At 71.4% G+C, this 21,921-nt stretch carries 18 protein-coding genes and 2 pseudogenes; 7 read left to right on the plus strand and 13 right to left on the minus strand.

The window, feature by feature from the left end; all coding sequences use genetic code 11:
* Nucleotides 1-61: 61 nt before the first annotated feature.
* The 4 genes and pseudogenes from AB0D34_RS26165 to AB0D34_RS26180 all read right to left on the minus strand — a co-directional run bounded on the left by AB0D34_RS26165 (nucleotide 62) and on the right by AB0D34_RS26180 (nucleotide 4,906).
* Nucleotides 62-1,351, minus strand: coding sequence for a chloride channel protein (locus tag AB0D34_RS26165; protein ID WP_362665336.1), 1,290 nt, complete (start codon nucleotides 1,349-1,351; stop codon nucleotides 62-64).
* 136 nt (nucleotides 1,352-1,487) lie between these two features.
* A pseudogene (locus AB0D34_RS26170) lies at nucleotides 1,488-1,825 on the minus strand (hypothetical protein).
* A 75-nt stretch (nucleotides 1,826-1,900) separates the two neighbouring features.
* Nucleotides 1,901-3,319: a DUF2252 domain-containing protein gene (locus tag AB0D34_RS26175; RefSeq protein WP_362665338.1), complete on the minus strand. Its 1,419-nt coding sequence runs from the start codon at nucleotides 3,317-3,319 to the stop codon at nucleotides 1,901-1,903.
* Between the two features lie 243 nt (nucleotides 3,320-3,562).
* On the minus strand, nucleotides 3,563-4,906 hold the full coding sequence (locus tag AB0D34_RS26180) for a hypothetical protein (RefSeq protein WP_362665340.1): 1,344 nt from the start codon (nucleotides 4,904-4,906) through the stop codon (nucleotides 3,563-3,565).
* Between the two features lie 193 nt (nucleotides 4,907-5,099).
* On the opposite strand from AB0D34_RS26180, the gene AB0D34_RS26185 reads away from it, so the two are divergent.
* The 3 genes from AB0D34_RS26185 (at nucleotide 5,100) to AB0D34_RS26195 (ending at nucleotide 6,426) form a co-directional block, all read left to right on the plus strand.
* On the plus strand, nucleotides 5,100-5,543 hold the full coding sequence (locus AB0D34_RS26185) for a DUF6325 family protein (RefSeq protein WP_362665342.1): 444 nt from the start codon (nucleotides 5,100-5,102) through the stop codon (nucleotides 5,541-5,543).
* Nucleotides 5,544-5,609: 66 nt separating this feature from the next.
* A complete protein-coding gene (locus AB0D34_RS26190; protein ID WP_362665344.1) occupies nucleotides 5,610-5,897 on the plus strand; it encodes an SHOCT domain-containing protein in 288 nt (95 codons plus the stop codon).
* Between the two features lie 85 nt (nucleotides 5,898-5,982).
* The gene (locus AB0D34_RS26195; protein ID WP_362665346.1) at nucleotides 5,983-6,426 is read left to right on the plus strand and encodes a GNAT family N-acetyltransferase; all 444 of its coding nucleotides are present in this window, start codon (nucleotides 5,983-5,985) and stop codon (nucleotides 6,424-6,426) included.
* Here AB0D34_RS26195 and AB0D34_RS26200 read toward each other — a convergent pair.
* Together AB0D34_RS26200 and AB0D34_RS26205 are read right to left on the minus strand one after the other, a co-directional pair.
* Nucleotides 6,407-6,926, minus strand: a pseudogene (locus tag AB0D34_RS26200) (AAA family ATPase). The gene AB0D34_RS26195 and the pseudogene AB0D34_RS26200 sit on opposite strands and share 20 nt — an antisense overlap.
* Nucleotides 6,927-7,071: 145 nt before the next feature.
* Nucleotides 7,072-8,157 carry a M12 family metallopeptidase gene (locus tag AB0D34_RS26205; protein ID WP_362665348.1) on the minus strand — a complete coding sequence of 362 codons (1,086 nt, stop codon included), beginning with the start codon at nucleotides 8,155-8,157 and terminating at the stop codon, nucleotides 7,072-7,074.
* Between the two features lie 99 nt (nucleotides 8,158-8,256).
* Here AB0D34_RS26205 and AB0D34_RS26210 point away from each other — a divergent pair, with 99 nt between their 5' ends.
* The gene (locus tag AB0D34_RS26210; protein ID WP_362665349.1) at nucleotides 8,257-10,326 is read left to right on the plus strand and encodes a LuxR C-terminal-related transcriptional regulator; all 2,070 of its coding nucleotides are present in this window, start codon (nucleotides 8,257-8,259) and stop codon (nucleotides 10,324-10,326) included.
* A gap of 90 nt (nucleotides 10,327-10,416) precedes the next feature.
* On the opposite strand, the gene AB0D34_RS26215 is transcribed toward AB0D34_RS26210, so the two are convergent.
* Nucleotides 10,417-12,984 carry a CHAT domain-containing tetratricopeptide repeat protein gene (locus AB0D34_RS26215; protein WP_362665443.1) on the minus strand — a complete coding sequence of 856 codons (2,568 nt, stop codon included), beginning with the start codon at nucleotides 12,982-12,984 and terminating at the stop codon, nucleotides 10,417-10,419.
* Nucleotides 12,985-13,132: 148 nt separating this feature from the next.
* Here AB0D34_RS26215 and AB0D34_RS26220 point away from each other — a divergent pair, with 148 nt between their 5' ends.
* Genes AB0D34_RS26220 through AB0D34_RS26230 form a run of 3 tightly spaced genes read left to right on the plus strand, consistent with a single transcriptional unit; the run spans nucleotide 13,133 to nucleotide 15,695 of the window.
* Nucleotides 13,133-14,560 (plus strand): S8/S53 family peptidase, encoded by a 1,428-nt coding sequence (locus tag AB0D34_RS26220; RefSeq protein ID WP_362665351.1) that lies wholly within the window; start codon nucleotides 13,133-13,135, stop codon nucleotides 14,558-14,560.
* Between the two features lie 59 nt (nucleotides 14,561-14,619).
* Nucleotides 14,620-15,195 carry a sigma-70 family RNA polymerase sigma factor gene (locus AB0D34_RS26225; protein WP_362665353.1) on the plus strand — a complete coding sequence of 192 codons (576 nt, stop codon included), beginning with the start codon at nucleotides 14,620-14,622 and terminating at the stop codon, nucleotides 15,193-15,195.
* 5 nt (nucleotides 15,196-15,200) lie between these two features.
* Nucleotides 15,201-15,695 carry a hypothetical protein gene (locus AB0D34_RS26230; protein WP_362665445.1) on the plus strand — a complete coding sequence of 165 codons (495 nt, stop codon included), beginning with the start codon at nucleotides 15,201-15,203 and terminating at the stop codon, nucleotides 15,693-15,695.
* 9 nt (nucleotides 15,696-15,704) lie between these two features.
* On the opposite strand, the gene AB0D34_RS26235 is transcribed toward AB0D34_RS26230, so the two are convergent.
* The 6 genes from AB0D34_RS26235 to AB0D34_RS26260 all read right to left on the minus strand — a co-directional run bounded on the left by AB0D34_RS26235 (nucleotide 15,705) and on the right by AB0D34_RS26260 (nucleotide 21,915).
* On the minus strand, nucleotides 15,705-16,928 hold the full coding sequence (locus AB0D34_RS26235; RefSeq protein ID WP_362665355.1) for a cytochrome P450: 1,224 nt from the start codon (nucleotides 16,926-16,928) through the stop codon (nucleotides 15,705-15,707).
* A gap of 58 nt (nucleotides 16,929-16,986) precedes the next feature.
* Nucleotides 16,987-17,772 carry an N-formylglutamate amidohydrolase gene (locus AB0D34_RS26240; protein WP_362665357.1) on the minus strand — a complete coding sequence of 262 codons (786 nt, stop codon included), beginning with the start codon at nucleotides 17,770-17,772 and terminating at the stop codon, nucleotides 16,987-16,989.
* A 17-nt stretch (nucleotides 17,773-17,789) separates the two neighbouring features.
* On the minus strand, nucleotides 17,790-18,323 hold the full coding sequence (locus AB0D34_RS26245) for a hypothetical protein (protein ID WP_362665359.1): 534 nt from the start codon (nucleotides 18,321-18,323) through the stop codon (nucleotides 17,790-17,792).
* Nucleotides 18,324-18,393: 70 nt separating this feature from the next.
* Nucleotides 18,394-18,624, minus strand: a complete 231-nt coding sequence (locus AB0D34_RS26250; RefSeq protein ID WP_362665361.1) for a DUF397 domain-containing protein — start codon at nucleotides 18,622-18,624, stop codon at nucleotides 18,394-18,396.
* Entirely contained in the window at nucleotides 18,621-19,484 is an 864-nt protein-coding gene (locus tag AB0D34_RS26255; RefSeq protein ID WP_362665363.1) for a helix-turn-helix transcriptional regulator, read from the minus strand. The genes AB0D34_RS26250 and AB0D34_RS26255 overlap by 4 nt, the downstream gene beginning before the upstream one ends.
* Before the next feature lie 211 nt (nucleotides 19,485-19,695).
* Nucleotides 19,696-21,915, minus strand: a complete 2,220-nt coding sequence (locus AB0D34_RS26260) for an NADP-dependent isocitrate dehydrogenase (RefSeq protein WP_362665365.1) — start codon at nucleotides 21,913-21,915, stop codon at nucleotides 19,696-19,698.
* Between the last annotated feature and the right edge of the window lie 6 nt (nucleotides 21,916-21,921).

Genomic DNA, 21,921 nt, shown 5'->3' on the forward strand with positions numbered 1-21,921 from the left:
CGCACGGCCGACGGCCAGGCCGGCACGTGGACATCGTGAGGGCACCCGGCCGGAAAGGGCGTCAGTGCGTCGTCCGATCGGTCGGCTGCTCGCCGGTCGCCGGGATGCCAGGGCCCTGGGGCAGCCGCTGGACGAGTACGAAGGACATGACCGCGGCCAGCACCACCAGTGCCACCGTGTCCACATTGCCCAGCAGGAGCACGACCAGGACGACGCTGCTCACCGGCAGCCGCAGGGCCGCGGTCACCGAGGCCGCCATCCCGACCGCCATCGCCGGGACCAGCCCCAGACCGGGCAGCGGCGCCAGCAGCACACCGGCCGCCCCACCCAGGAACAGGGCGGGAAAGACGGGACCACCGCGCAGGCTGCCCAGACACAGCGCGTACGCCAGGCCCTTGAAAGCCAGCACCGCGATCAGGGCGCCCACCGGCCATGCGTGCGGATCCTGCGCCATATCGGAGAGAGCGGATTCGCCCGACAGGGCCGCCTCGGCGGGCGAGCGTCCCGTGGCGACGGCATAGAGGGTGATGCAGACCGCCGCGGCCAGCGCGCAGAGGGTGGTGTTGCGAACCGTCCGGGCCGCTACGAACCGCGCCGCGAAGCGTCCGCCCACGAAGGCCCAGTGGACGAGGAAGGCGAGGGCGGGCGCCAGCACCAGCGCCCACAGCACGTCCGCCCAGTCGAGCGGCGGCGGCTTGGGCATGCCGATGTCCAGGCTCCCCGTCTCGAAGCCGGTCCAGCGGACGAAACCGGTGAAGATCAGGTCGCCCACTCCGCTGGCCAGCAGTGCGGGCAGCATCACCGCGAACAGTTGCGGGCCGCCCACCCCGGCCACCTCGATCAGCAGCACCGCGCCCACGATCGGATTCCCGAAGAGCGCGGAGACGGCGGCCGCCGCCCCGGCCGCACCCAGCAGTGCCGTGCTCGCCTCGGTCTCCGGAGCCCGGGCCAGTCTCGCGAACAGCAGCGCCAGTCCGCCGCCCATCGCGATCAGCGGTGCCTCGGGCCCCAGCACGACGCCGAGCGGCAGACCGACCAGAGCGGCGATCAGGACGCCGGGCAGCGCCTTCCTCGTGATGCCACCCGAGTGCAGGCCTCCCGCGGGCACATGTCCGCCCCGGCCCGGAAACCGTGCGACCACCACGCCGACCACGAGACCGGCCGGCGTGAGCAGGGGAAGCGCCCACCACCAGGGAGCCTTGTCCCAGCCCAGGTCCTTGGGCCAGTCCGTCCAGATCAGCTGCTCCAGCTGATGGACCGCCACAAGGAACCAGAAGGCGATCAGTGCCACCGGAATACCGATCAGGCCACAGAACACCAGGGCCCTGCGATACTCCGGCCGGCCCAGCATGGTTCTCAGCAGGTCGGCTTCCGGCGGCTGACTCCGCGCAGCGGGGCCGGAGCCGCTCTCCGACGTCGTTCCGGCGATGGATCCTCCTACGTGGCGCGGGCGCCGTCAGGGGCTTCCGCGGCGACCGGTACGTCGCTCAGCGTTCCCGCCGCACGATGCACAGGCCCCAGATGACGAAGCCGTACATCGCGATCAGGGTGAGTGACCAGACGGGGTAGTACGGGAGTGACAGGAAGTTGGCGATGATCGCCAGCCCCGACCCCGACGACCCGGGCCCAGGTGGCGCGCGTGAAGAGACCCGCGCTCACGCCCATGGCGATCACTCCGAGGACCAGCTGGGTCCAACCCCAGCCGGTCAGATCGAACTGGAAGACGTAGTTGGGCGATGAACAGCAGGCCAGCGGCGAACACCGTCAGACCGCCGGCAGCAGCCTCGGCGGTTTCCGAGCGGCGGTGCGTCGTGGTCGTGGCCATCATCGATTCCTCTTTTCCTCGGTGAGAGGCACCACTCAGCACCTCACCTGCGAGCATGCGGAGTGCTCCGGCTCCTCACGCGGCCTCCGCCGCCAGCCTTCCGGTGCTGATCGCGTCGACGAGGGCCTGGTGATCCCGTTCGTTCTGGTCGGCGTAGCGCTCGGCGAACGTGACCAGCGCCCGGTCGAAGGAGTCGCCGCCGCCCAGGTACGCGGCGATGGCGATGCGGTCGCCGGACCTGGCGTGAGCACGGGCCAGTGTCACCCCGCACAGCGCGCCGAACGTACGCATGCCCCGCGGCACCATGTCCTCGGCCACGGCGACCCACTTCCAGTCCCGCAACTGCCGTACGTAGAAGTCGCGGCGCCGGCCGTCGAGCCCCTCGACCCGCTCCCAGCCCAGGAAGATGTCGCTGGTGGCCTGCATCAGCCGCTGCCCGGACACGACCCTCTCGCCCTGGGTCGAGTACGCGGTGGGCCCGACATGCGGTGCCAGCACCGACTCGTCGGCCTCCTTCGCCTGCAGGAACAGGGGGTCCTCGTCGTCCCGCCCCAGCAGGAGCACGATCCAGCAGCGGGTGCCGACACTGCCGACCCCGACGACCTTGCGCGCCATGTCGGCCACCCGGTACTGCTCCAGCAGGAACCGCCGGTCCGATTGCAGGGTCTTGCCGTAACGCTCGATCAACCGGGTGATCTGCTGCTCGAGCTGGCCGCGCCGCTCGTCCGGCACCAGGTCCTCGAGGCGGGTGATGAGCGGCGGATCGGGGGCGATACGGCGCTTGCCGTCGACCACGATGGTGAGTTTGTCGAAAACCTGGAGGGTGTCGTGCGAACGCGCCTTGGCCAGGGCCTGCGCCCAGCGGTCGCGGCCCCGCGCGGAGACGTCCTCCCCGAACCGCTCCTCCACCCATTTCTCGTCGAACTGGGCGTACCAGACGGCCAGGTTGCCGATTCCGGCGAACGCGCGCATGTTCTCGCGGTAGGAGCGCACGGTGGCCCGTACGATCGCCGCCCGCTCCTTGGTGCTGAAGCCGTTCGCCCGGCCGGCGATGACGAGACTGGCGGCCAGGCGCTTTACGTCCCACTCCCAGGGGCCCGGCAGCGTCTCGTCGAAGTCGTTGATGTCGAACATGAGGCGGCGCTCGGGTGAGGCCAGCAGCCGGAAGTTCAACATGTGGGCGTCGCCGCACAGCTGGGTCCTGAAACCCGTCCTCGGCGTCTCCGCGAGATCCGACGCCATGATGGCGGCCGCTCCTCGGTAGAACCGGAACGGAGACTCGGACATCCTCCCGTAGCGGACCGGTACGAGCTCGTGCAGCCGCGTCGCCGACTGCTGTCCGATGATCTCCAGCGGGTCCGCTCGTTTGGGGCCCGGCACGAACTCGGCGTGGCTGGAGCGCGGGACGGCGGCCCGCGCCGCCTTGCCCAGCGCGGCCCGCTCCTTGGGGGTACGATGCCGCAACTCGCGGCCGTCCAGGTGGTTCTCGGTCATGACAGCGGCTCCCGGGGATGGCCGCCTCCGCGCCTACGGGGACGACGGGCCGTCAGTTGTGGGACGTCCGCTCCGAATCGCCCGCCGGCCGTGTGGCGTGTGATGGCCGGTGCCGCGGCGGGCGCAACCGGGACCCCTCTCGGAGCGTCCTCCGTCCTCGCCGTGGCCGCGGTCCTGCCGGACGACTGGTTCACGGTCTACCGCTTTCAACGTATCCCCGACGCAGGCACCCGGCGAGCCGAGTCAGTGCGCGGCGGCGGCCCCGGCGTCCGCGCCGGAGGACGGGGTGGAGCCGTCGTGGTCCAGGAACTCGCGGATCGCGAAGGCCGCCAACGTGATCACCGCCGTCCACACCACGACCGCCGTGGTGGGGTAGGTCCAGGTGAACAGGACGATCGCCGCGACCACCAGGATGACCACTCCGATCCAGCGCTTGAAGCGATGGACGAACCGACCGACCGCCCCGAGCCGAAGGCCCGCCGAGGTCGTCACGTCGCGCAGCGCGCCGATGCTCCTGCGGCAGCCCGTGCGGGTGACGACGGCGATCCGGGACGGGCCGGCGAGGAAGGCGCCGACGGCCGTGAACAGGGCGACCGCGGCGAGGGCACGGATACCGGCCCGCAGGAACTTGACCAGGGCGTCGTACACGGATCCCGCGGCGGCCTCGGAGACGCCGGACGGCAGATGATCGAGGTAGACGTCGCGGAAGACGGTGAGGCCGATGCCGAGGACCAGCATGGCGGCGAACACCGCCAGGGCAGCCCCGATCAGCGCGTGCCGGCGGTTGAACGCCACATACACCCCCGCGGCCGCGATCAGCAGTGCGATGACGGGCAGCCAGCCCCCGAGGATCTCCAGCACCCTCACATAGGACCTGATCTCGCCGACGTCCTTCGACGCGAACACCACGAAGTTCGTGTGGACGGCCGGGATCCTGGCGGCGGGCGTGAAGCCGGCGGCGACCAGCCGGTCCTTGACCTCGGCGACGATCGGGCCCAGGTCGACGACGACCTTGTTGTTCTCCACCTTGACCGTGGCGTCGGACTGGCCGGTCAGGGCCTTGTCCAGCGCCGCGTGCGCCCTGCGGTTGCCGTTCACCCAGACCGTCTCGAAGGCATTGCTGGTGACCACCCGCTCCACCGTGCCGCTGACCAGCTGCTTGAGGCCACTCTCGATCGGGCCGTCCAGATTGCTGATCAACTTGGCCGCCTGCGGTGGCACACCTTTCGCCGAGGCCGCGTCGGTGAGCTGTTTGACCAGCGCGTCCACGTCGACCTGGGCCAGTACGGCGGCGGTGATCCGGTTGGTGGCCGCCTTCTGCACATCCGGGTCGCTCGCCAGCGGGCCGACGGTCTCCACGTAGCGGTCGGTGTCCTGGACGATGCTGTTCGCCCACACCGCCACGACGGACAGCATCGCCAGCAGCGCGGCCAGAAGGATCAGCAGGACCGAACCGAGCGAGCGGAACGGGTGGTGCCGCGCCGCGTGGGGCGGTCCGCCGCTCTCCAGGGCATGGACCCGCTGCCGCAGTTCGGCCAGTTCACCGCGCTCATTGGCCGAGAGCTGTTCGTCACCACTAGCGCTCATGGTGACCAGCACAGATAACTGCCGTGGAGCGCGCCAGCCGGGTGACCTGGGCGGGTGAACAGCGCACCGAGGTGCGAGGGCCACGCTCCGGTGATGCAATGGGGTCAGCGGAGCTCCGGGGGCGACGAGTCGGGAGAGCTCCGGGGGCGACAGCCACTCGGGGGAAGCAGCCACGAGCACCAGAGGTGACGCCGTGAGCGACGAATTCGAAGACGTGGGCCCCGTCGACTATCTGGTCGTCGAGTTCCCCGGTAACCGGATGACGGGCGAGGGCCTTCCCCTCCTCGTCGATCTCGTGGACCGGGGAATCATCCGGATCCTGGACCTGGTCTTCGTCAGGAAGGACGACGACGGCTCGGTGACCGGCATGGAGATCACCGACTTCACCGGCGACGGCCGGCTCGACCTCGCCGTCTTCGAGGGAGCCTCGTCAGGGCTCCTCGGCCAGGACGACATCGACGAAGCCGCCAAGGCGCTGGAACCCGGCTGCTCGGCAGGCATCCTGCTCTACGAGAACCGGTGGGCCGCACCCTTCGCCGCCGCCCTGCGCCGCGGCGGGGCCCGGATGGTCGCCTCCGGACGGATCCCGGTGCCCGCGCTCGTCGCGGCCCTCGACGCGACCGAGACCGCCGACTGAGCCGACAACGGCCGATGACACCGACGGACAGCTGACAGACGGCTGATGGATCGAAGGGAAACAGTCATGCCAGGTCTCCTCCGCGGGGTCGCGCGCACCGCCGTCGTCGCCGGAACGGCGACCGCCGTGTCGAACCGTGTGAACCGCCGGCAGCAGGGGCGATGGGCGGCCCAGCAGGCATCCCAGGCGCCCCCGCCCCCGTCGGCGTCCTACTCCGAACAGCCGGCGGCTCCTCCGGCCCCCGACATGACCGCCAAGATCGAACAGCTGAAGCAGCTCGGCGAGCTGAAGACCCAAGGAGTGCTCACCGAGGCCGAGTTCGAGGAGCAGAAGCGCAGGCTCCTGGAGGCGTGACCGCCGTGGCGGCGGCACGCAACCGTCGAGGCAGCGCGGACCGCCCGCCACCGGTACCCGGCAGACCCCGTGCCATGATCGGCGCATGGCTGTCCGTATCGACCGCGCCGATGTCAGCGACCTCCACCAGGTCCTGGCGGACCATGCCCGCTACTGGGGCGAGCGCGATCTGAGATCACTCCATCTGACCGCGCTGGTCCGGGAGTTCGGCTCCACGTGCCTGGTCGCCCGCGCCGAGGACGGCATCCGGGGCTACCTCATCGGCTTCGTCACCCCCGACCACACCGGATACGTCCACCTGATCGCGACCCGCGACGACACCCGCGGCACCGGCCTCGGTCGTACCCTCTACGAGGCATTCACCGCCGCCGCCCGCCGCCAGGGCGCGGTCCGCCTCAAGGCGATCACCTCGCCCGCCAACGCGGGCTCCATCGCCTTCCACCGCAGCCTCGGCTTCCAGGACCGCCTGGTCGAGGACTACGACGGCCCAGGCCGCCCCCGGGTCGTCTTCACCCGCACCCTGCCGTGAGGACGGCCTCGACCAGCGGGGCGAGGGAGGCTTCCGGCTCCTGCCCGGCGGTGTCGACGACCAGGCGATCCCGGTTCCACGGCTCGTAGTCGAGCCCGGCGATCTGTTCCCAGTCGGGCAGCGGCAGGTCGGGGATGTCCACCGCACGTGACCGCGCGCGGCGCCGGTGCTCGTGCGGGTCGGAGCAGACGATCTCGACCTCCAGGACGGGCACACCGGCCCGTACGGCGGCGTCGCGCCAGGCGTCACGCGTCACGCGTCACGGCCAGCGGATTGACCGACTCGGCGATCACGATGTGGCCCTGCCGCAGCTGCTCCTCGGCCAGGGCGTACCCCACGACATAGCCCACCGGGCCCACGGGATGCCGGGCCAGTCCGGAGCGGACGACCGCCTGCTCGATGGTGTCGATCCGCAGCCGGACCCCGCCCGTCCTGGACGCCAGCAGCCGGGCGAGGGTGGTCTTGCCGGTGGCGGGCAGTCCGCCGAGAACGATCAGCATGCCCCCACTCTCGCAGCCGGAACTCCTCGCCGAACGCCGCGTGGCCGGTGCTCGTCTCCCTCCCCCGAAGGCGACGAGCACCGACCATTCCCCCGGCGCCGGACAGTGGTCCAGCCTCGTCCGTGTGCGGTCTGTGCGTGCTGGGTCACCAGCACATGACCGCGGTTTCCCCCGAACCCCACGCGGAGTACAGGCGCACACGGACGAAGTAGCGGCGGCCCTTGACGAGACGGGCCCTGAGCGTTGTGTTGCGCGGAGTGCCCCCGTCGTCGTGGCCGCACAGGTAGCGGGCTTCCCCGTCCCGCTCCTCGAAGACCACCACGACGGTGTCACCGTCGCCGAAGGTGCCCACCGTGTACTCGCGGGTCTCCGACGGTTCCACGGTGAAGTCGGCCTGCTCACCCGGACCGAGCCCGAGCGGTACGGACCGGAAGGGCACCAGCGCCGGCGGCCGGACCTGCTCGGTCGGCGGGTACCAGCGCAGGACGTACTCCTTGTCGGCGGCCGACAGGGTGCCGGGCGGGTTGAGGCCCGCGCGGAACTGCTCCGGTTCCAGGATCAGCCCCGCCTCGAAGGGATACTCCATGATCGACTGCGGGTCCCAGACGGAGCCGTTGACCTCGTCCGGTGCCAGCTTGCGCAGGATGTTGAAGAACGTCCGGTCCCGGCTCCAGAAGTTCGGCGGGCCCGCCAGATCGGCGTAGACGGCCTCGTCGTCCCAGTGGATCCCGGCGAACGGACTCTGGTGCTCGTGCAGCATGCCGAGCGCGTGCCCGATCTCGTGCAGGGCCGTCCCGCGCTCCCCGGGCGCGGTCAGGTCCCAGCCGAAGTTCATGGTGCGCTCGTTCAGGCCGACCTTGAGCGCGTCCTTGCCCACCGTCGACCAGGAGCCGTCGCCGGCCTGGAACCCGATGCGCAGTTCGGCCTCCGAACGGTCGCCGACCTCGGCGAACCGGACCCCGATCCCGAGGTCCTGCCACTCCTTGAAGCACTCGCGCACCACGTCCCGCTGCTCCTTGGCACCGACCCACGACACGAGCCGGGACTGCCCGGTCCCCGGAACAGGAATGACCGATCCGTCGGTGTCGCCGTCGAAGAAGCAGTAGTGCAGGACCGTGCTGTTGACCCACATCCGGCCGCCGCCGATGAGCGCACTCAGCCGCTCGGCGGCCAGCCCCGGGGCGAACGCCGGAGCCGACTGCTGCGCGAGGGAGCAGTAGCGTGCGGTCATGCGGTTCAGCGTGCCGTCGGGGCACCTCGGGGCGCCTGAGTCGGGGGCTACTCAAGTCTTGCTGTATCAGACCTGAGTAGCGGTGCTCTTGCTTCCGTGATGACTTTCGAACGGGACGCGAAGACCCTGGAGCTGCCCTGGCCCTTCACCGGCCGGGAGGACGAACTCGAGCTGGTCCGCAGGTCGGTGGCCGGGGGACGGAACGGCATCGTGGTGACCGGTCCGGCGGGGCGGGGCAAGACGCGGCTCGTCACGGAGGCCGTGCGCGGTACCGACTGCGCCAGGGTGTCGGGCACACCCGGGACCCGGGGTCTCCCGTTCGCCGCCTTCGCGCACCTACTCCCCGAGACGGTCACCTTGCACCGCGCGGTCCAACTCCTCTCAGGCGTACGGCTGTTGCTCGTCGACGACGCCCAGCTGCTGGACGACGCCTCGGCCGCCCTAGTCCACCAGCTTGCGGTGCACGGCCCTACCCGCCTCCTGGTCGTCGCCACCGAAGGAGTCCCGACACCCGGTGCGATCTCCCGCCTGTGGTCCGGAGAGCTCCTGCCGCGCCTCGCCCTGGAGCCGCTGCCCCGCGAGGAGACGGCACAGCTGCTCGCGGCGGGCGCCGGCGGCCTCGAAGCCCTCACCGTGAACCGGCTGTACCGCCTGTGCGGGGGTGATCTGCGGCTGCTGCGCGAACTGGTCGACGCGGTGCGCGAGCAGGGCCTGCTGGTCCGCGGCCCCGGCCCGGACTCCGCCGAGTGGCGGTGGCGGGGCCCGGTGCCGGTCACCGCGACCGTCCGCGAGCGCACCGCGCGTCTCCTCGACCGCACCGGTCCCGGTGAGCGCGAGACCCTGGAACGCCTGGCGTTCGGCGAACCGCTCCGGATGCACGCCGACACGCTCGACCTGTCCGCCCTCGAATCCCTGGAGGCCGACGGCCTGGTCCACGTCGACGACCACGGCACGGCCGGCCTCGCCCACCCCCTGCACGGCCCGGTGCTCCGCGCCGCCGCCGGACGCCTGCGGTCCCGTCGTCTGGCCCGCACCCCGGCAGCCTGCACGGCCGCCCTGGAGACCGAGACGGCCACGCTGACCCGGGCGATCGCCGAGAAGGACGTACGGGCTCTCCCGGCCCCGGTGGGGGAGTGGCTCCTGGACGAGGGCGCCGGAGTCCCGCCCCGCCACGCCGCCGTACGAGCACGGTTCGCACGCCTGCGGGGGGAACTGCGGGAGGCCGCGGCCTGGGCGAGGGAGGGTCTGCGGGTTGCTGCAGATGACACAGCCTGCCGTCTCGAACTCACCCTGGCCGCGGCGCAGTCGGGGGACACGGAGCTCGCGGAGGCCAGGGCGGGGACCGACGAGGGTGAACCCACCGCGCCTGAGGCTGCGGCGGAGCCGGATGCTGCGGAGTTGGTCGAAGGTGCCGCGTGGTGGCTCCCGGCGTTGCCGGACACCGACCGACCTGCCGCGTCGGCTGTCGGGCGCGGTGGTGACCAAGTCGCTCCGCCTGAATCCGAATCCGGCGGCAACCGACTCGTCCCGTCCCGCACCGGGATCTCCGGCGACCGACTCCCCGCGCCCTCTGCCGAGCCCGCCACCTCACCCCGCCCCAGCGGCGCAGCCAACTCGGCCGCCACCTGGCGCGCCGCCGCCCGCGGTGATCTCGATGCCGCGCTCGACACCGTCGTCGAGGAGCCGTACGACGCCGTCCGGCTCGGTGCGCCCGACCGGGCCGTCGGTCGGCTGACCGGTGTGTTCGCCGCGCACGCGGAAGCGCTCGCCCGTGGCGACGGTCCTGCGCTCGACCGTGCCGCACAGGCCCTGGAGCAGCGCGGGTTCCTGCTCTTCGCGGCGGAGGCGTACGCCCACGCCGTGCGGGCGCACCGCGACCCGAGCGCCGCCCGCACCTCGCGCACCCGTGCCGTCGCCCTGGCCCGCCGCTGCCAGGGCGCCCGCACCCCGGCCCTGTCAGGGCTCGTCCTCGGTGAACTCACCGCCCGCCAGCGGCAGATCGTCACCCTCGCCGCCGCGGGCCTGAGCAACCGCCAGATCGCGGAGAAGCTCACCCTGTCGATCCGGACCGTCGGCAACCACCTTTACAGCGCGTACGCCCGCCTCGGCGCGAGCGACCGCGACGCGCTCCCGTGCCTGGTGGAGCTGCCGGAGGCGCAGCCGGCCTGAGCCGCACACCGGACCGGGGCGGTCTGACCCCCAGTATTCGGGGGAGGGGTCAGGCCGCCCCACGCATCACGTCACCGGTGAACAGCCCTGTCACGCCGCCCCGAACGCCGAGAACGCCCACCCCGTCGCCCGATGCACCGAGTCCCCCGGCAGCGCACCCCGCGCGTCCCGCAACGCCTCCGCCATCGACAACCCCGTACTGAGCCCCTTGTGCAGTGCGAGCATCAACGGCACCACCGCCTCGTCGTTGACCGGTGCACTGCAGGCCACCACGCCAGCCGTACCCAGCGGCAGCAACGCGGTGACCAGGCCCAGCAGTTCGTCCGCCCCGACCGACGCGAACCGGGCGGTGTCACAGCAGGACAGGATGATCCGGTACGGACTGCGGTCCAGGCGTTCGAAGTCGTGGACGATGAGCGGCCCGTCCGCCATCCGCAGCGAGGAGAACAGCGGACTGTCCGCACGGAACGTGCCATGCGCGGCGATGTGCGCCAGCGCGGCCCCGTCCAGTTCCTCCAACACCCGCTCCACGCGCGCGTCGTCGTACTCCAGGACGGTCGCGGAGCCGTAGCGCCCGGCCAGTTCCGGCACCTCGGCACCCCCGGTCGCAAGTCCCGGCCCGCGCACCAGCACCTGCCCCGCGCCCGGCGGCGGAACGGTGTCCAGCGCGCGCAGCCAACTGCTCGACGACGGCGACACGCTGAACACCCGCTCCCGCAGCGACGGCAGCAACGCCCACGGCACCCGGTGCAGCCGCCCCGGCGGCACCACCACGACAGGCCCGGAACCGAGCTGCCCCGCGGCGGGCCCGAGCAGCAGCTCCTCAAGGCGCCGCCCGGCGGCCTCCACCACCGGAAGCCGTGCCTCCGCCCCCGGATGCGCCAGCCGCCGCAGCCCCGCCTGGACATGCTCCGCCTCGCGCTCGGCGTCCGCCAGCAGCCCGCCCTCGAACCGCCGCACCCGCCCCTGCCCGCACAGCAGCACCTGAACGCGCCCGTCGAGCACGGCGAGTTCGACCAGTCGTACGTCGTCACCGAGCCGTTCCAGCAGCCTGCCGGGGTCGAACCGGTAGCCGTCCCCGGGCGCGTCGCCCCGCATGTGCAGGGTGCGGGAGCGGATCTCCCGTTCCAGGCGCCGCTGTTCACGCTCCAGCGTCGGCACCGGGCGCCCCTCCATCCGGGCCGCCTCCGCACGCGCCGCGATCTCCCGGAACGCGGTCAGCCCGCTGAGCAGCGCGGGGTCGGCCGGCGGACGGGTCGGCGGCGCGGACAGCACGGTGGCCCGCCAGCGCTCGCTCCACACCAGCAGCCGCCGCGGCCCACCCGAGGCGAGCGAGGCCCGCGCGGCGAGACCGGCGAGTTCCGCGCCCTGTGTGGTGGCCCGCGCCCTGAGCTCCGAGGCGCCCAGGGTCGTACGGTGGTCGTCGAGCACGTCCAGACCCCGCCGACAGGCCTCGAGGACCCGCCGGTCGGAGCCCACGGCCCGCGCCCACAGCGCCCGCGCAGCCCAGCCCGTCATCCGCGCCAGCGGCGGCCCGCTGTGCCGGCTGCGGGCGGCGACCTCCAGATGCCGCTGCGCGTCCTCCCGCCAGCCCAGATCGAGGGCGATCCGGCCCGCGAGCAGCGAAGCCTCCGGGGCGGCGGGCGCGCCGAAGGAGGCCAGCCGGTCGGCCACCGCGGCCGCGTCCGCGACCAGCCGCCCCGAACCACGCCCGGCCGCGACCCGCGCCTCGATCAGCACCAGACGCGCATGCGTCTCCCACCACGTCCGCCGCTGCCCCGCGAACAGACGTACGGCCATGTCGGCACGCGCGATCGCGGTGTGCGCGTCCCCCGCGAGCCGGGCCGCCCGCGCGGCGGCGAGCAGCAGTTCCGCCTTACGGGTCGACTGCCCGCCGATCTTGTCCAGCACCCCGATCGCCGCGTCCGCCTCGGCGAGCGCCTCCGGGGCGAGCCCGGCGGCCATCAGGACCTCGCAGCGACGGATGTTGAGCATGAACATCGGCGTGCCGAGCTTGGCGTACCGCTCCTGCGCCTCGTCGAGCAGCCGCAGCGCGACCGGAATGTCCCCCGACCGGTACGCGGCAAGACCCCGGCTCTCCACCGCGTCGGCCTTGTCGTGCTCCTGGCCCGTGGTGTCCCACAGCGCCTCCGCCGCCGTGAAGTCGGCGTCCGCCCGCTCCACCGCCCCGAGCGCCAGATGCACGGTGGCCCGCAGGGTCAGCGCCCGCGCGGTCCAGATCACGTCGTCCGCCTGCCGCAGCACCGGAACCGCCCGCCGTACGTCCTCAAGGGCCGCCCGGTGATGCCCCAGCACCCACGAGGCGTACGCCCGCCGGAACAGGACCTGCGCCCTGGTATGCCCGCTGCTGACCGCGACGCCCCGCTCCAGCGACTCCAGACCCTGCCGGGTACGCCCCGCGTGCACCAGCGCCACCCCGAGCGCGGCCAACGCGTCCGCCTCCCGGTCGGCCGACTCCGAGCGCGCGCCGAGATCGCGGGCCCGGCGCAGATGGTCCAGGGCGATGCGCATGTCGCCCCAGTCCCGCTGCCAGATGCCGATCACCTGGTGGGCGACGGAGGCGTGCAGCGGTGAGGGATCCGAGCCGAGTACTTCCTCTGCCCTCGCCAACGCCTGGTTGGGGGCGGCGAACACCATCGGCAGCAGTTCGAGAACCTGGTCGCTTCCCGCTGTCACCCAAAGGATGGTAGTGGCCCAGGTGGCAGGCCACACCGGTTTGGCGCTGTATCAATCACCGGTTCCGCGGCTCTGACTGACGACCGCCGCCTCAGTGGGAGGACACGCCATGGCACCTCAGCGATTCCACGAGCAGTTCGACCAGATCCAACGCTCCATGCCCGACGTCCCGCTGGCCCTGGGACCCGACGACGCCTCGGAGTTCATCTACGAGAAGGGCGTGGTCCTCGCCCGGGACGGCGCCGAGGCACGGCTCGTCGAGGACACCGTGCGCACCCACTTCACCGAGGCGACCGGCCTGGTGGGCGAGTACGTGCAGCGGGACAGCCCCGAGACCAACCGCTCGGGCATCACCCGCATCAAGGTCGGCGACCCCGGCCACGGCGACCGGCGCGGCGACCGCGCGGTCACCAACGCCCTGCGCGCCCTGAGCGAGCGCGAGGGACACACCGGACGGCGACTGGTCAGCCGTAACCACGTGGTGTCGATCGCGGTGAACTCCTGCCCCGGTGACGAACCCGTGCCCGCCGCGCTCACCCAGGGCACCAACCCGGCGCCCGCCGAGGCCGGTTACGACTCGGGCACCGCGGTCGGTGTCCTGGTCGTCGACAACGGCCTCACCCACGACCACGCCCTGGTCCCGCTGCTCGCCCACGTCCAGGGCGACCTGCACGGCACCGAGAAGGACCCCGACGGCAACCTTCTCCAGTACGTCGGCCACGGCACGTTCATCGCCGGTGTTCTCGCGGCCGTCGCACCCAACACGGACATCACCGTCCGCAACACCCTCAACGACGCGGGCGCCATCCTGGAGTCCGAGCTCGGCGAGAAGCTCTTCGAGGCCGTCGCCGGTGGCTGGCCGGACATCATCAGCCTCTCCGCGGGCACCTCCAACGGCCGTACCGACGGCCTCCTCGGCATGGACGCGTTCATGGAGGAACTGCGCGCCCAGGGCACCCTCCTGGTCGCCGCGGCCGGCAACAACGCCAGCGCCAGTTCCTTCTGGCCCGCCGCCTACGCCGACCTGCCCGAATACCGGGACGTCGTCCTGTCGGTCGGCGCGCTGCGCGGTGACGGCGAGTTCGGCGCCTGCTTCAGCAACCACGGCCCGTGGGTGAAGGTCTACGCCCCCGGCGAGCGCCTCACCAGCGCCCTCACCGGCTTCGACGCGCCGGTGCCGTACGCGTACCAGCACTCCACCTACGAGGCATGCCGGTACGGCTTCACCTACGTGTGCACCTGCCAGTCCCCGTCCCACGTCGGCGTGTTGAGCGAGGACGGCACCACGGCCAAGCCGGACCAGGTCATGTTCGAGGGATACGCGCACTGGAGCGGCACCTCCTTCGCCACCCCGGTCGCCGCGGGCATGGTCGCCGCCCACATGACGGCGAACAAGGAGACCGACCCGCGCGCCGCCCGTCAGCAACTGCTCGCCGCCAACTCTCAGTTCGCCGAAGTGCGCGGGGCGCACGTACCGGCGCTCAAGCCGGCCGGCTGGCGTCCGGTGCCGGTCGTGCAGCGCCCTGTCGGCGCATGACGGCTGGAGTGGTCCCTTCCACGGCGTACGATGACTTGCCGTACACGAGGGGTGGGACCGTGGACCGAGCAGATGTCGGTGCGCTGGTCCAGTCCGCCGTCGACGGTGACGCGGCGGCCTGGAAGGCGCTCGTGGAAGGGCTGAGCCCACTGGTGTGGGCCGTGGTGCGCTCGCACCGGCTCTCCGACGCCGACGCGCACGAGGTGTACCAGACCGTGTGGTTCCGCTTCGCCCAGCACCTCGGGCGCATCCGCGAACCCGACAAGGCCAAGTCGTGGCTGGCGAGCACCGCGCGCCACGAGTGCCTGAAGGTGCTCAAGAGCTTGAGGCGGCTCACCGTCACCGACGATCCGCAGCTCCTGGACCGGATCAGCGAGGACCGTACGCCCGAGCAGTCGTTCATCGACTCCGAGGAGGCCGCCGCCCAGAGCGAGCGCGTCCGGTACCTGTGGCAGGAGTTCGAGGAACTCGGCGAGCGCTGCAGGCAGTTGCTGCGCATCCTGATGGCCTCGCCGAAGCCCGGCTACCAGGAGGTGTCCGCCGCTCTGGGCATCGCGGTGGGCAGCATCGGACCACTGCGCCAGCGCTGCCTGAGGCGGCTGCGGGCGCGGCTCGAAGCCCGGGGGGCGGTATGAGCGACATGAACGACGACCTCGGCGACGACGTCCTCGACTTCGGCGAAGAGGCGCTGCCCGACGAGGAGTTCGCCCTCGAACTCCTGGAGGAGGAGCTCCGGCAGGCCGCGGCCATCCTGGACCCGGTACCGCCCACCCTGCGGCAGATCGCCGTGGAGGCGTTCGCGCTGCACGACCTGGACAGCCGGATCGCCGAGTTGTCCTTCGACTCGGTGGTGGACGCCCTTCCGGTCAGGGGAGCGACGGGGACGCCGCGGATGCTGACCTTCCACGCGGGCGAGGTGACGGTCGACGTCGAACTCACCCCGCAGGGCCTGATGGGGCAGGTGCTGCCGCCCCAGTCGGCCCGGATCGAGGTGCTCAGCGGTCCCCAGGCGGGCTCCCCCCTCACCACCGACGACATGGGCCGCTTCACCTACGAGGCGTCCCCCGCCGGCCCCTTCGCGCTGCGGCTGCGGACCGGCGAAGGAGTGATCGTCACCGACTGGCTGACCGTCTGAACCGCACGCTCACCACAGGACGGGCAAGGTCTGCGGCCCGCGGATCATCGTCTTCCGGCGCCAGCGGCCCTCGTCGGCCGGAACCGCGAGCCGCAGTCCCGGCAGCCGGTCGAGCAGCGTGCCGATCATGAGCTCGGTCTGCAGCCGGGCCAGTACGGCGCCCGTGCAGTAGTGCGAGCCGTTGCCGAAGGCCAGGTGCGGGTTCAGGTCCCGGTCGGGATCGATACGGTCCGGGTCGGGGAAGACGTCCGGGTCGCGGTTGGCGGCGAGATAGGAGACGTACACGGCGTCGCCCGCGCTGATCCGCAGCCCGTGCAGGTCGACGTCCTCCAGGGCGATCCGGGCGAGCCCGACCGAGGTGCGGTGCGGGATGTACCGCAGCAACTCGTCGAGGGCGGTGGCGCGCGCCTCCGGCTGGTCACGCATGCGCTCCATCAGCTCGGGCCGCGTCAGCAACAGGTACAGCATCTGGCCGCAGTTGTGGGTGACGGCCTCGCCGTCGATCTGCAGCGGCCCGGCGAGCCCGACGGCCTCCGTCTCGCCGATCTCGCCGCCCGCCACGGCGGCTCCGAGCAGCGAGTACACGTCGTCGCCCGTGCTGTGGGCGCGGGCCCGGACGGTGTCCGTGATCCAGCCGTACAGCCTGTTCTTGGCCCTCTCGGCGGCCTCGGCCCCGCCGGAGGTGGAGATGATCTGCCGGGTCCAGGTGTGCACCTGGTCCCGGTCGGCGGCGGGCACCCCCATCACCTCGCTGACGACGGAGATGGGGAAGGGTTCGAGCACCCGCTCGACGAGCTCCGCGGGCGGCCCCTCCTGTACGAGCCCGTCGACCAGCCCGTCGAGCATCTCCTGCGCCCGGGGCCGCAGGCGTTTCATCGCGGCCACGGTGAACGCCCCGGCGACCGCCTTGCGCAGCCGGTTGTGGTCGGGCTGGTCGGCGAAGGCGAGCGAACCGGGCCGCGGCTTGAAATGCGGTGCGAGCCGGGTGACTTGACGGCATGTCACCTCGGCGCGGCTGAACCGCGGATCGTTCGTGATCGCCCTGACGTCCTCGTAGCGGGTGGCCGGCCACGCCCACCCCTCGCCGTGCGGCAGCCGGATCCGGGTGAGCGGCCCCTCGCGCATCAGCTCCGCGAGCACCGGGTCGAACTCCGGCCCGGTCAGATCCAGCGCGGGCCAGTCCCTCACCGGCGGCGGGGTCGGCTCCGCGAGCGTGGTGGTCTCCTCGGTCATGCCACCCACCCTCACCGCAGCCCGGGCGGGTGTCGCGCGGGAGTCCTCCAGGCGGAGGTCAGTCCAGGGCGTCCACGAGAGCGGCGAGGGCCCGGGCGAGGGTGTGGATCCCCGGTCCGGCGGGCCCGCCCGGCTCGGTCATGTACGTGTCCCGCCGGATCTCCACCATCAGGGCACTCACCCGGGGATCACGGCCGTAGAACTCCAGCGGTACGTATGTCCCGCTGAACGGACTGTCCATGCCGACGTCGCCGAACGCTTCCCTCGCCGCGGCGACCAGCCCGGGCGGGGTGTGGAAGGGATCGGTACCGAGACAGACGGCCGGCCTCGGCCCCTCGCCGTGCAGCTCATAGGGCAGCGGCGCGCTGGGATAGGAGTGCACATCGATGATCACGGCCCGCCCGACGACGGCCAGCCGCTGGGCCACGGCCTCGGTCATGGCCCGGGCGTACGGCCGGAAGTAGCGCGCGATCAGCGGCTGGGGGTCGGTCTCCGCGGGCCGCAGCTCCTCCCGGTGCGTGGTCCGCGTGTACACGGCCCCCATGCCCACGGCGAGCATCTCCTCCCGCTCGTCCGGAAACCGCTCGGGGTCGACGACGAGCCTGGACAGCCGGTTCACGAACCGCCAGGGAACCACCCGGGCCGACCGAGCCGCCTCCGCGGCGAGCTCGGACGTGTGCGCGTCGACGATGTGATCGAGCTCCCGCTCCAGCGCGCGGTCGTCCAGGACGATCCCCGCCCGTACGTCGGCCGGAATCTCGCGCGCGGAGTGCGGAACGTGCAGGATCACGGGAGACGCGGCGGCGCCGGGCAGGAACGCGAAGGGCGGCGCGGCAAGGGGCATGAGCTGTTCCACCGTGTTCAGGGACGGACGAGGGGGACGGTACGGGAGATGCCGCGCGATGCCGGCGCTGTCGTGCACTGGACCCGGACGTCCAGCAGCGAGTGGCGGCAGTCGGGAGTGGGGAGCGTGTCGACCAGCACGTGGTAGGTGGCCGTAGTCCCGGAGCCGAGGCGTCCGGGACCTATGTGGAGCTCGGTGCCCTCTATGTGACCCGTCGGCGCCTGGTCGTCGCTGGGCTGGGACTCGGTGTCCAGCAACGCCGCGTAGGGCACGGCCAGCCGGACGCGGAACGGTTGGGCACGGTCGAAGTCGGTGCTGCCTATGTCCCGTCTCCCGGGGTTCGTCAGCACCACCGTCACGAGGTGCGGGTCGGTCAGCGGGGTGCCGTTGCGACGGATTTCCAGGCTGTCGTCCACGGGGCCCCGCACCAACGGCGCATGGCTCACCGTGCAGGTGAGCCTGCGTCGGGGGTGAGTCGTGCGGAACGCGGTCCAGATCCCGCCGCATCCGAAGACGACCGTGACAGCGACGGTCCAAAAGGCGTCCGTCATGTACAACGGGCTGGACGCGACGGGCTGGGAGGACAGGACGTCGTACACGAGCAGCCCCCTGAACGGTCGCTCAGCGTTGGTGCGGGAGGCCGTCGGCGGCCGCCGCGAGGAACGTGCGCCACTCGCGTGACGAGAAGACGAGGGACGGTCGGCACGGGTCCTTGGTGTCCCGGACCGCGACCACCTCCTCGACAACGGCGATCTCGACGCATGCGCCGTTGTTGTTGCTGCGGCTGCTCTTGCGCCACACGGCATCCTCGAGACCGGCCTGCGGCGGACGGCGACCGTCCTGGGGGTTCATGAGTTCTGTATCTCCCTAGTGAGCTTCTCCATCAGGGCGGGCGCCTCGTGAGGATCCGGAGCCGCCGCTCGGAGCAGGTCGAAGGTCTGGATGAAGGTGCGGACGTCGCGTTCCTTTTCCAGGTAGACGTTGCCGGCCGCGGATTCGACGTAGACGACCGTGGGTGTGTGAGGCTCGAACTCCAGCAGGGAGAAGGGTCCTCCCAAGGCCGCGTGGGCGCCCTTGGCCGTCGGCATGATCTGGATCGTGACGTTCGGCAGGGCCGTCATTTCGGCGAGGTGCCGCAACTGCGCGGCCATCACCTCCTTGCCTCCGACCGGTCGGCGCAACGCGCTCTCCTCCATCACCACCCACAGTTCCAACGGATCGGGCTGCCGGGTGAGCAGGGCCTGGCGTTCCTTGCGGAAGGACACCAACTGCTCCGTCTCATGCGGTTGGTTGGGCCTCGCCGTGGCGATCACCTCACGGGCGTAGTCCTCGGTCTGCAACAGGCCGTGCACCACCGTCTGTTCGTACGAACGCAGGACACGGGCGTCGGTTTCGAGGCCCGCGTAGGTGGCCAGTCCTGAAGGCAGTACCTCGCCGTAGTGCGTCCACCAGCCCTGCTGCTGAGCGTCCTTGTGGATCTGCATGACGGTCTCGATGCGCACCGGATCGGTGACGCCGTACCATGCGAGCAGGTCACGCACGTCCCGGGCCTTGATCGGGGCCTGCCCCGTCTCGACCCTACTGATCTTCGACATGGAGCACTCGAGGTGGGTGGCGACGTCCTCGATCCGCTTTGCGGCAAGTTCACGCAGGCGCCGCAACTCCGCGCCGAGTTGACGCCGTCGTACTGTGGGCCCCCCAGCCGTGGCCATCGCCTCACCCCTCGCAACCGAAATGGTGGAGTATTGCTCCACGCAAGTGCGTCAGCCCATCAACAAGCTTGTACCCGAGATGAGTTGGCTTAAGACATTTGATACACGCAATTGCGTGGGGGAAGTCTCTCCGCTCTCCTGAGGGCGGAGAGACGACGCCGCCCCGGCCGGGCAACTGCCGACCGGGGCGGGATCACACAGCGGGACCGCTTCAGCTCAGGGACGCCAGCGCCTCGTTCCACGTGGTCGAAGGACGCATGACCTTCGCCGCCTTGGCCGGGTCGGGCTGGTAGTAGCCGCCGATGTCGGCCGGCTTGCCCTGGACGGCGTTCAGCTCGTCGACGATCTTCTGCTCGTTCGAGGAGAGGGTCTCGGCGAGCGGGGCGAAGGCCTTCGCCAGGTCCGCGTCGTCGGTCTGCGAGGCCAGCTCCTGGGCCCAGTACAGGGACAGGTAGAAGTGGCTGCCGCGGTTGTCGATGCCGCCGACGCGACGGGTCGGGGACTTGTCCTCGTTGAGGAAGGTCGCCGTGGCGCGGTCGAGGGTGTCGGCGAGAACCTTGGCCTTCGGGTTGTTCGTGGCCGTCGCGTACTGCTCCAGCGACGGCACCAGCGCGAAGAACTCACCGAGGGAGTCCCAGCGCAGGTAGTCCTCCTTGACCAGCTGCTGCACGTGCTTCGGCGCGGAGCCGCCGGCGCCCGTCTCGAACAGGCCGCCGCCCGCCATCAGTGGGACCACCGACAGCATCTTGGCGCTGGTGCCCAGCTCCAGGATCGGGAAGAGGTCGGTCAGGTAGTCACGCAGGACGTTGCCCGTCACCGAGATGGTGTTCTCGCCGCGGCGGATGCGCTCCACGGACAGCTTCGTCGCCTCGACCGGAGCGAGGATGCGGATGTCCAGGCCCTCGGTGTCGTGCTCCGGCAGGTACGCGTTGACCTTGGCGATCAGGTTGGCGTCGTGCGCACGGGTCTCGTCCAGCCAGAACACCGCCGGGTCGCCGGTGGCGCGGGCGCGGGTGACGGCCAGCTTCACCCAGTCCTTGATCGGCGCGTCCTTGGTCTGGCAGGCGCGGAAGATGTCACCGGCGGACACCGTCTGCTCGATCACGACGTTGCCGGCCTGGTCGACGAGGCGGACCGTGCCGGTGGTCTTGATCTCGAAGGTCTTGTCGTGGGAGCCGTACTCCTCGGCCTTCTGCGCCATGAGGCCGACGTTCGGGACCGAGCCCATGGTGGAGGGGTCGTAGGCGCCGTTGGCCCGGCAGTCGTCGACGACGACCTGGTAGACACCGGCGTACGACGAGTCCGGCAGCACCGCGAGGGTGTCGGCCTCCTGGCCGTCCGGGCCCCACATGTGACCGGAGGTGCGGATCATGGCCGGCATCGAGGCGTCGACGATCACGTCGGACGGCACGTGCAGGTTGGTGATGCCCTTGTCGGAGTCGACCATCGCGAGCGCCGGGCCCTCGGCGAGCTCGGCGTCGAAGGACGCCTTGATCGCGGCACCCTCGGGCAGGGACTCCAGGCCCTTGTAGATGCCGCCCAGACCGTCGTTCGGGGTCAGGCCGGCCGCGGCGAGCGTCTGGCCGTACTGCGCGAAGGTCTTCGGGAAGAACGCGCGCACCACGTGACCGAAGATGATCGGGTCGGAGACCTTCATCATCGTGGCCTTGAGGTGCACGGAGAACAGCACGTCCTCGGCCTTGGCGCGGGCGATCTGCGCGGTGAGGAACTCCCGCAGCGGAGCCACGTGCAGCACCGAGGCGTCGACGACCTCGCCCTCCAGGACCGGTACGGACTCGCGCAGCACCGTGGTGGAGCCGTCGTCGCCGACCAGCTCGATCCGCAGCGAGCCGGCCTCGGAGATCACGACGGACTTCTCGGTGGAGCGGAAGTCGTCCACGCCCATGGTGGCCACGTTGGTCTTGGAGTCCGAGGACCAGGCGCCCATGCGGTGCGGGTGGGTCTTGGCGTAGTTCTTGACCGACGCGGGGGCGCGGCGGTCGGAGTTGCCCTCACGCAGGACCGGGTTCACGGCGGAGCCCTTGACCTTGTCGTAGCGGGCCTGGATGTCCCGCTCCTCGTCGGTCTTCGGGTCGTCCGGGTAGTCCGGCAGCGCGTAGCCCTGGGCCTGCAGCTCGGCGACGGCGGCCTTGAGCTGCGGGATCGACGCCGAGATGTTCGGCAGCTTGATGATGTTGGCCTCGGGCGTCTTCGCCAGCTCGCCCAGCTCGTGCAGGGCGTCCGGGATCCGCTGGTCCTCGGTCAGGTACTCCGGGAACACCGCGATCAGGCGCCCGGCCAGCGAGATGTCCCGCGTCTCCACGGAGACACCCGCCTGCGAGGCGTACGCCTGGACCACCGGCAGGAAGGAATACGTCGCCAGGGCCGGGGCCTCGTCAGTGTGCGTATAGATGATGGTCGAGTCAGTCACCGGGTG

Origin of the sequence: Streptomyces sp. NPDC048420, assembly GCF_040651535.1 — a bacterium.
Classification (GTDB): Bacteria; Actinomycetota; Actinomycetes; order Streptomycetales; family Streptomycetaceae; genus Streptomyces.

Coding starts and splice junctions, on each gene's coding strand:
- AB0D34_RS26245 (WP_362665359.1), bottom strand. CDS start 18,323: ATGACGGACGCCTTTTGGACCGTCGCTGTCACGGTCGTCTTCGGATGC.
- AB0D34_RS26235 (WP_362665355.1), bottom strand. CDS start 16,928: ATGACCGAGGAGACCACCACGCTCGCGGAGCCGACCCCGCCGCCGGTG.
- AB0D34_RS26175 (WP_362665338.1), bottom strand. CDS start 3,319: ATGACCGAGAACCACCTGGACGGCCGCGAGTTGCGGCATCGTACCCCC.
- AB0D34_RS26165 (WP_362665336.1), bottom strand. CDS start 1,351: ATGCTGGGCCGGCCGGAGTATCGCAGGGCCCTGGTGTTCTGTGGCCTG.
- AB0D34_RS26190 (WP_362665344.1), top strand. CDS start 5,610: ATGCCAGGTCTCCTCCGCGGGGTCGCGCGCACCGCCGTCGTCGCCGGA.
- AB0D34_RS26210 (WP_362665349.1), top strand. CDS start 8,257: ATGACTTTCGAACGGGACGCGAAGACCCTGGAGCTGCCCTGGCCCTTC.
- AB0D34_RS26250 (WP_362665361.1), bottom strand. CDS start 18,624: ATGAACCCCCAGGACGGTCGCCGTCCGCCGCAGGCCGGTCTCGAGGAT.
- AB0D34_RS26195 (WP_362665346.1), top strand. CDS start 5,983: ATGGCTGTCCGTATCGACCGCGCCGATGTCAGCGACCTCCACCAGGTC.
- AB0D34_RS26240 (WP_362665357.1), bottom strand. CDS start 17,772: ATGCCCCTTGCCGCGCCGCCCTTCGCGTTCCTGCCCGGCGCCGCCGCG.
- AB0D34_RS26220 (WP_362665351.1), top strand. CDS start 13,133: ATGGCACCTCAGCGATTCCACGAGCAGTTCGACCAGATCCAACGCTCC.
- AB0D34_RS26230 (WP_362665445.1), top strand. CDS start 15,201: ATGAACGACGACCTCGGCGACGACGTCCTCGACTTCGGCGAAGAGGCG.
- AB0D34_RS26215 (WP_362665443.1), bottom strand. CDS start 12,984: ATGGTGTTCGCCGCCCCCAACCAGGCGTTGGCGAGGGCAGAGGAAGTA.
- AB0D34_RS26255 (WP_362665363.1), bottom strand. CDS start 19,484: ATGGCCACGGCTGGGGGGCCCACAGTACGACGGCGTCAACTCGGCGCG.
- AB0D34_RS26205 (WP_362665348.1), bottom strand. CDS start 8,157: ATGACCGCACGCTACTGCTCCCTCGCGCAGCAGTCGGCTCCGGCGTTC.
- AB0D34_RS26180 (WP_362665340.1), bottom strand. CDS start 4,906: ATGAGCGCTAGTGGTGACGAACAGCTCTCGGCCAATGAGCGCGGTGAA.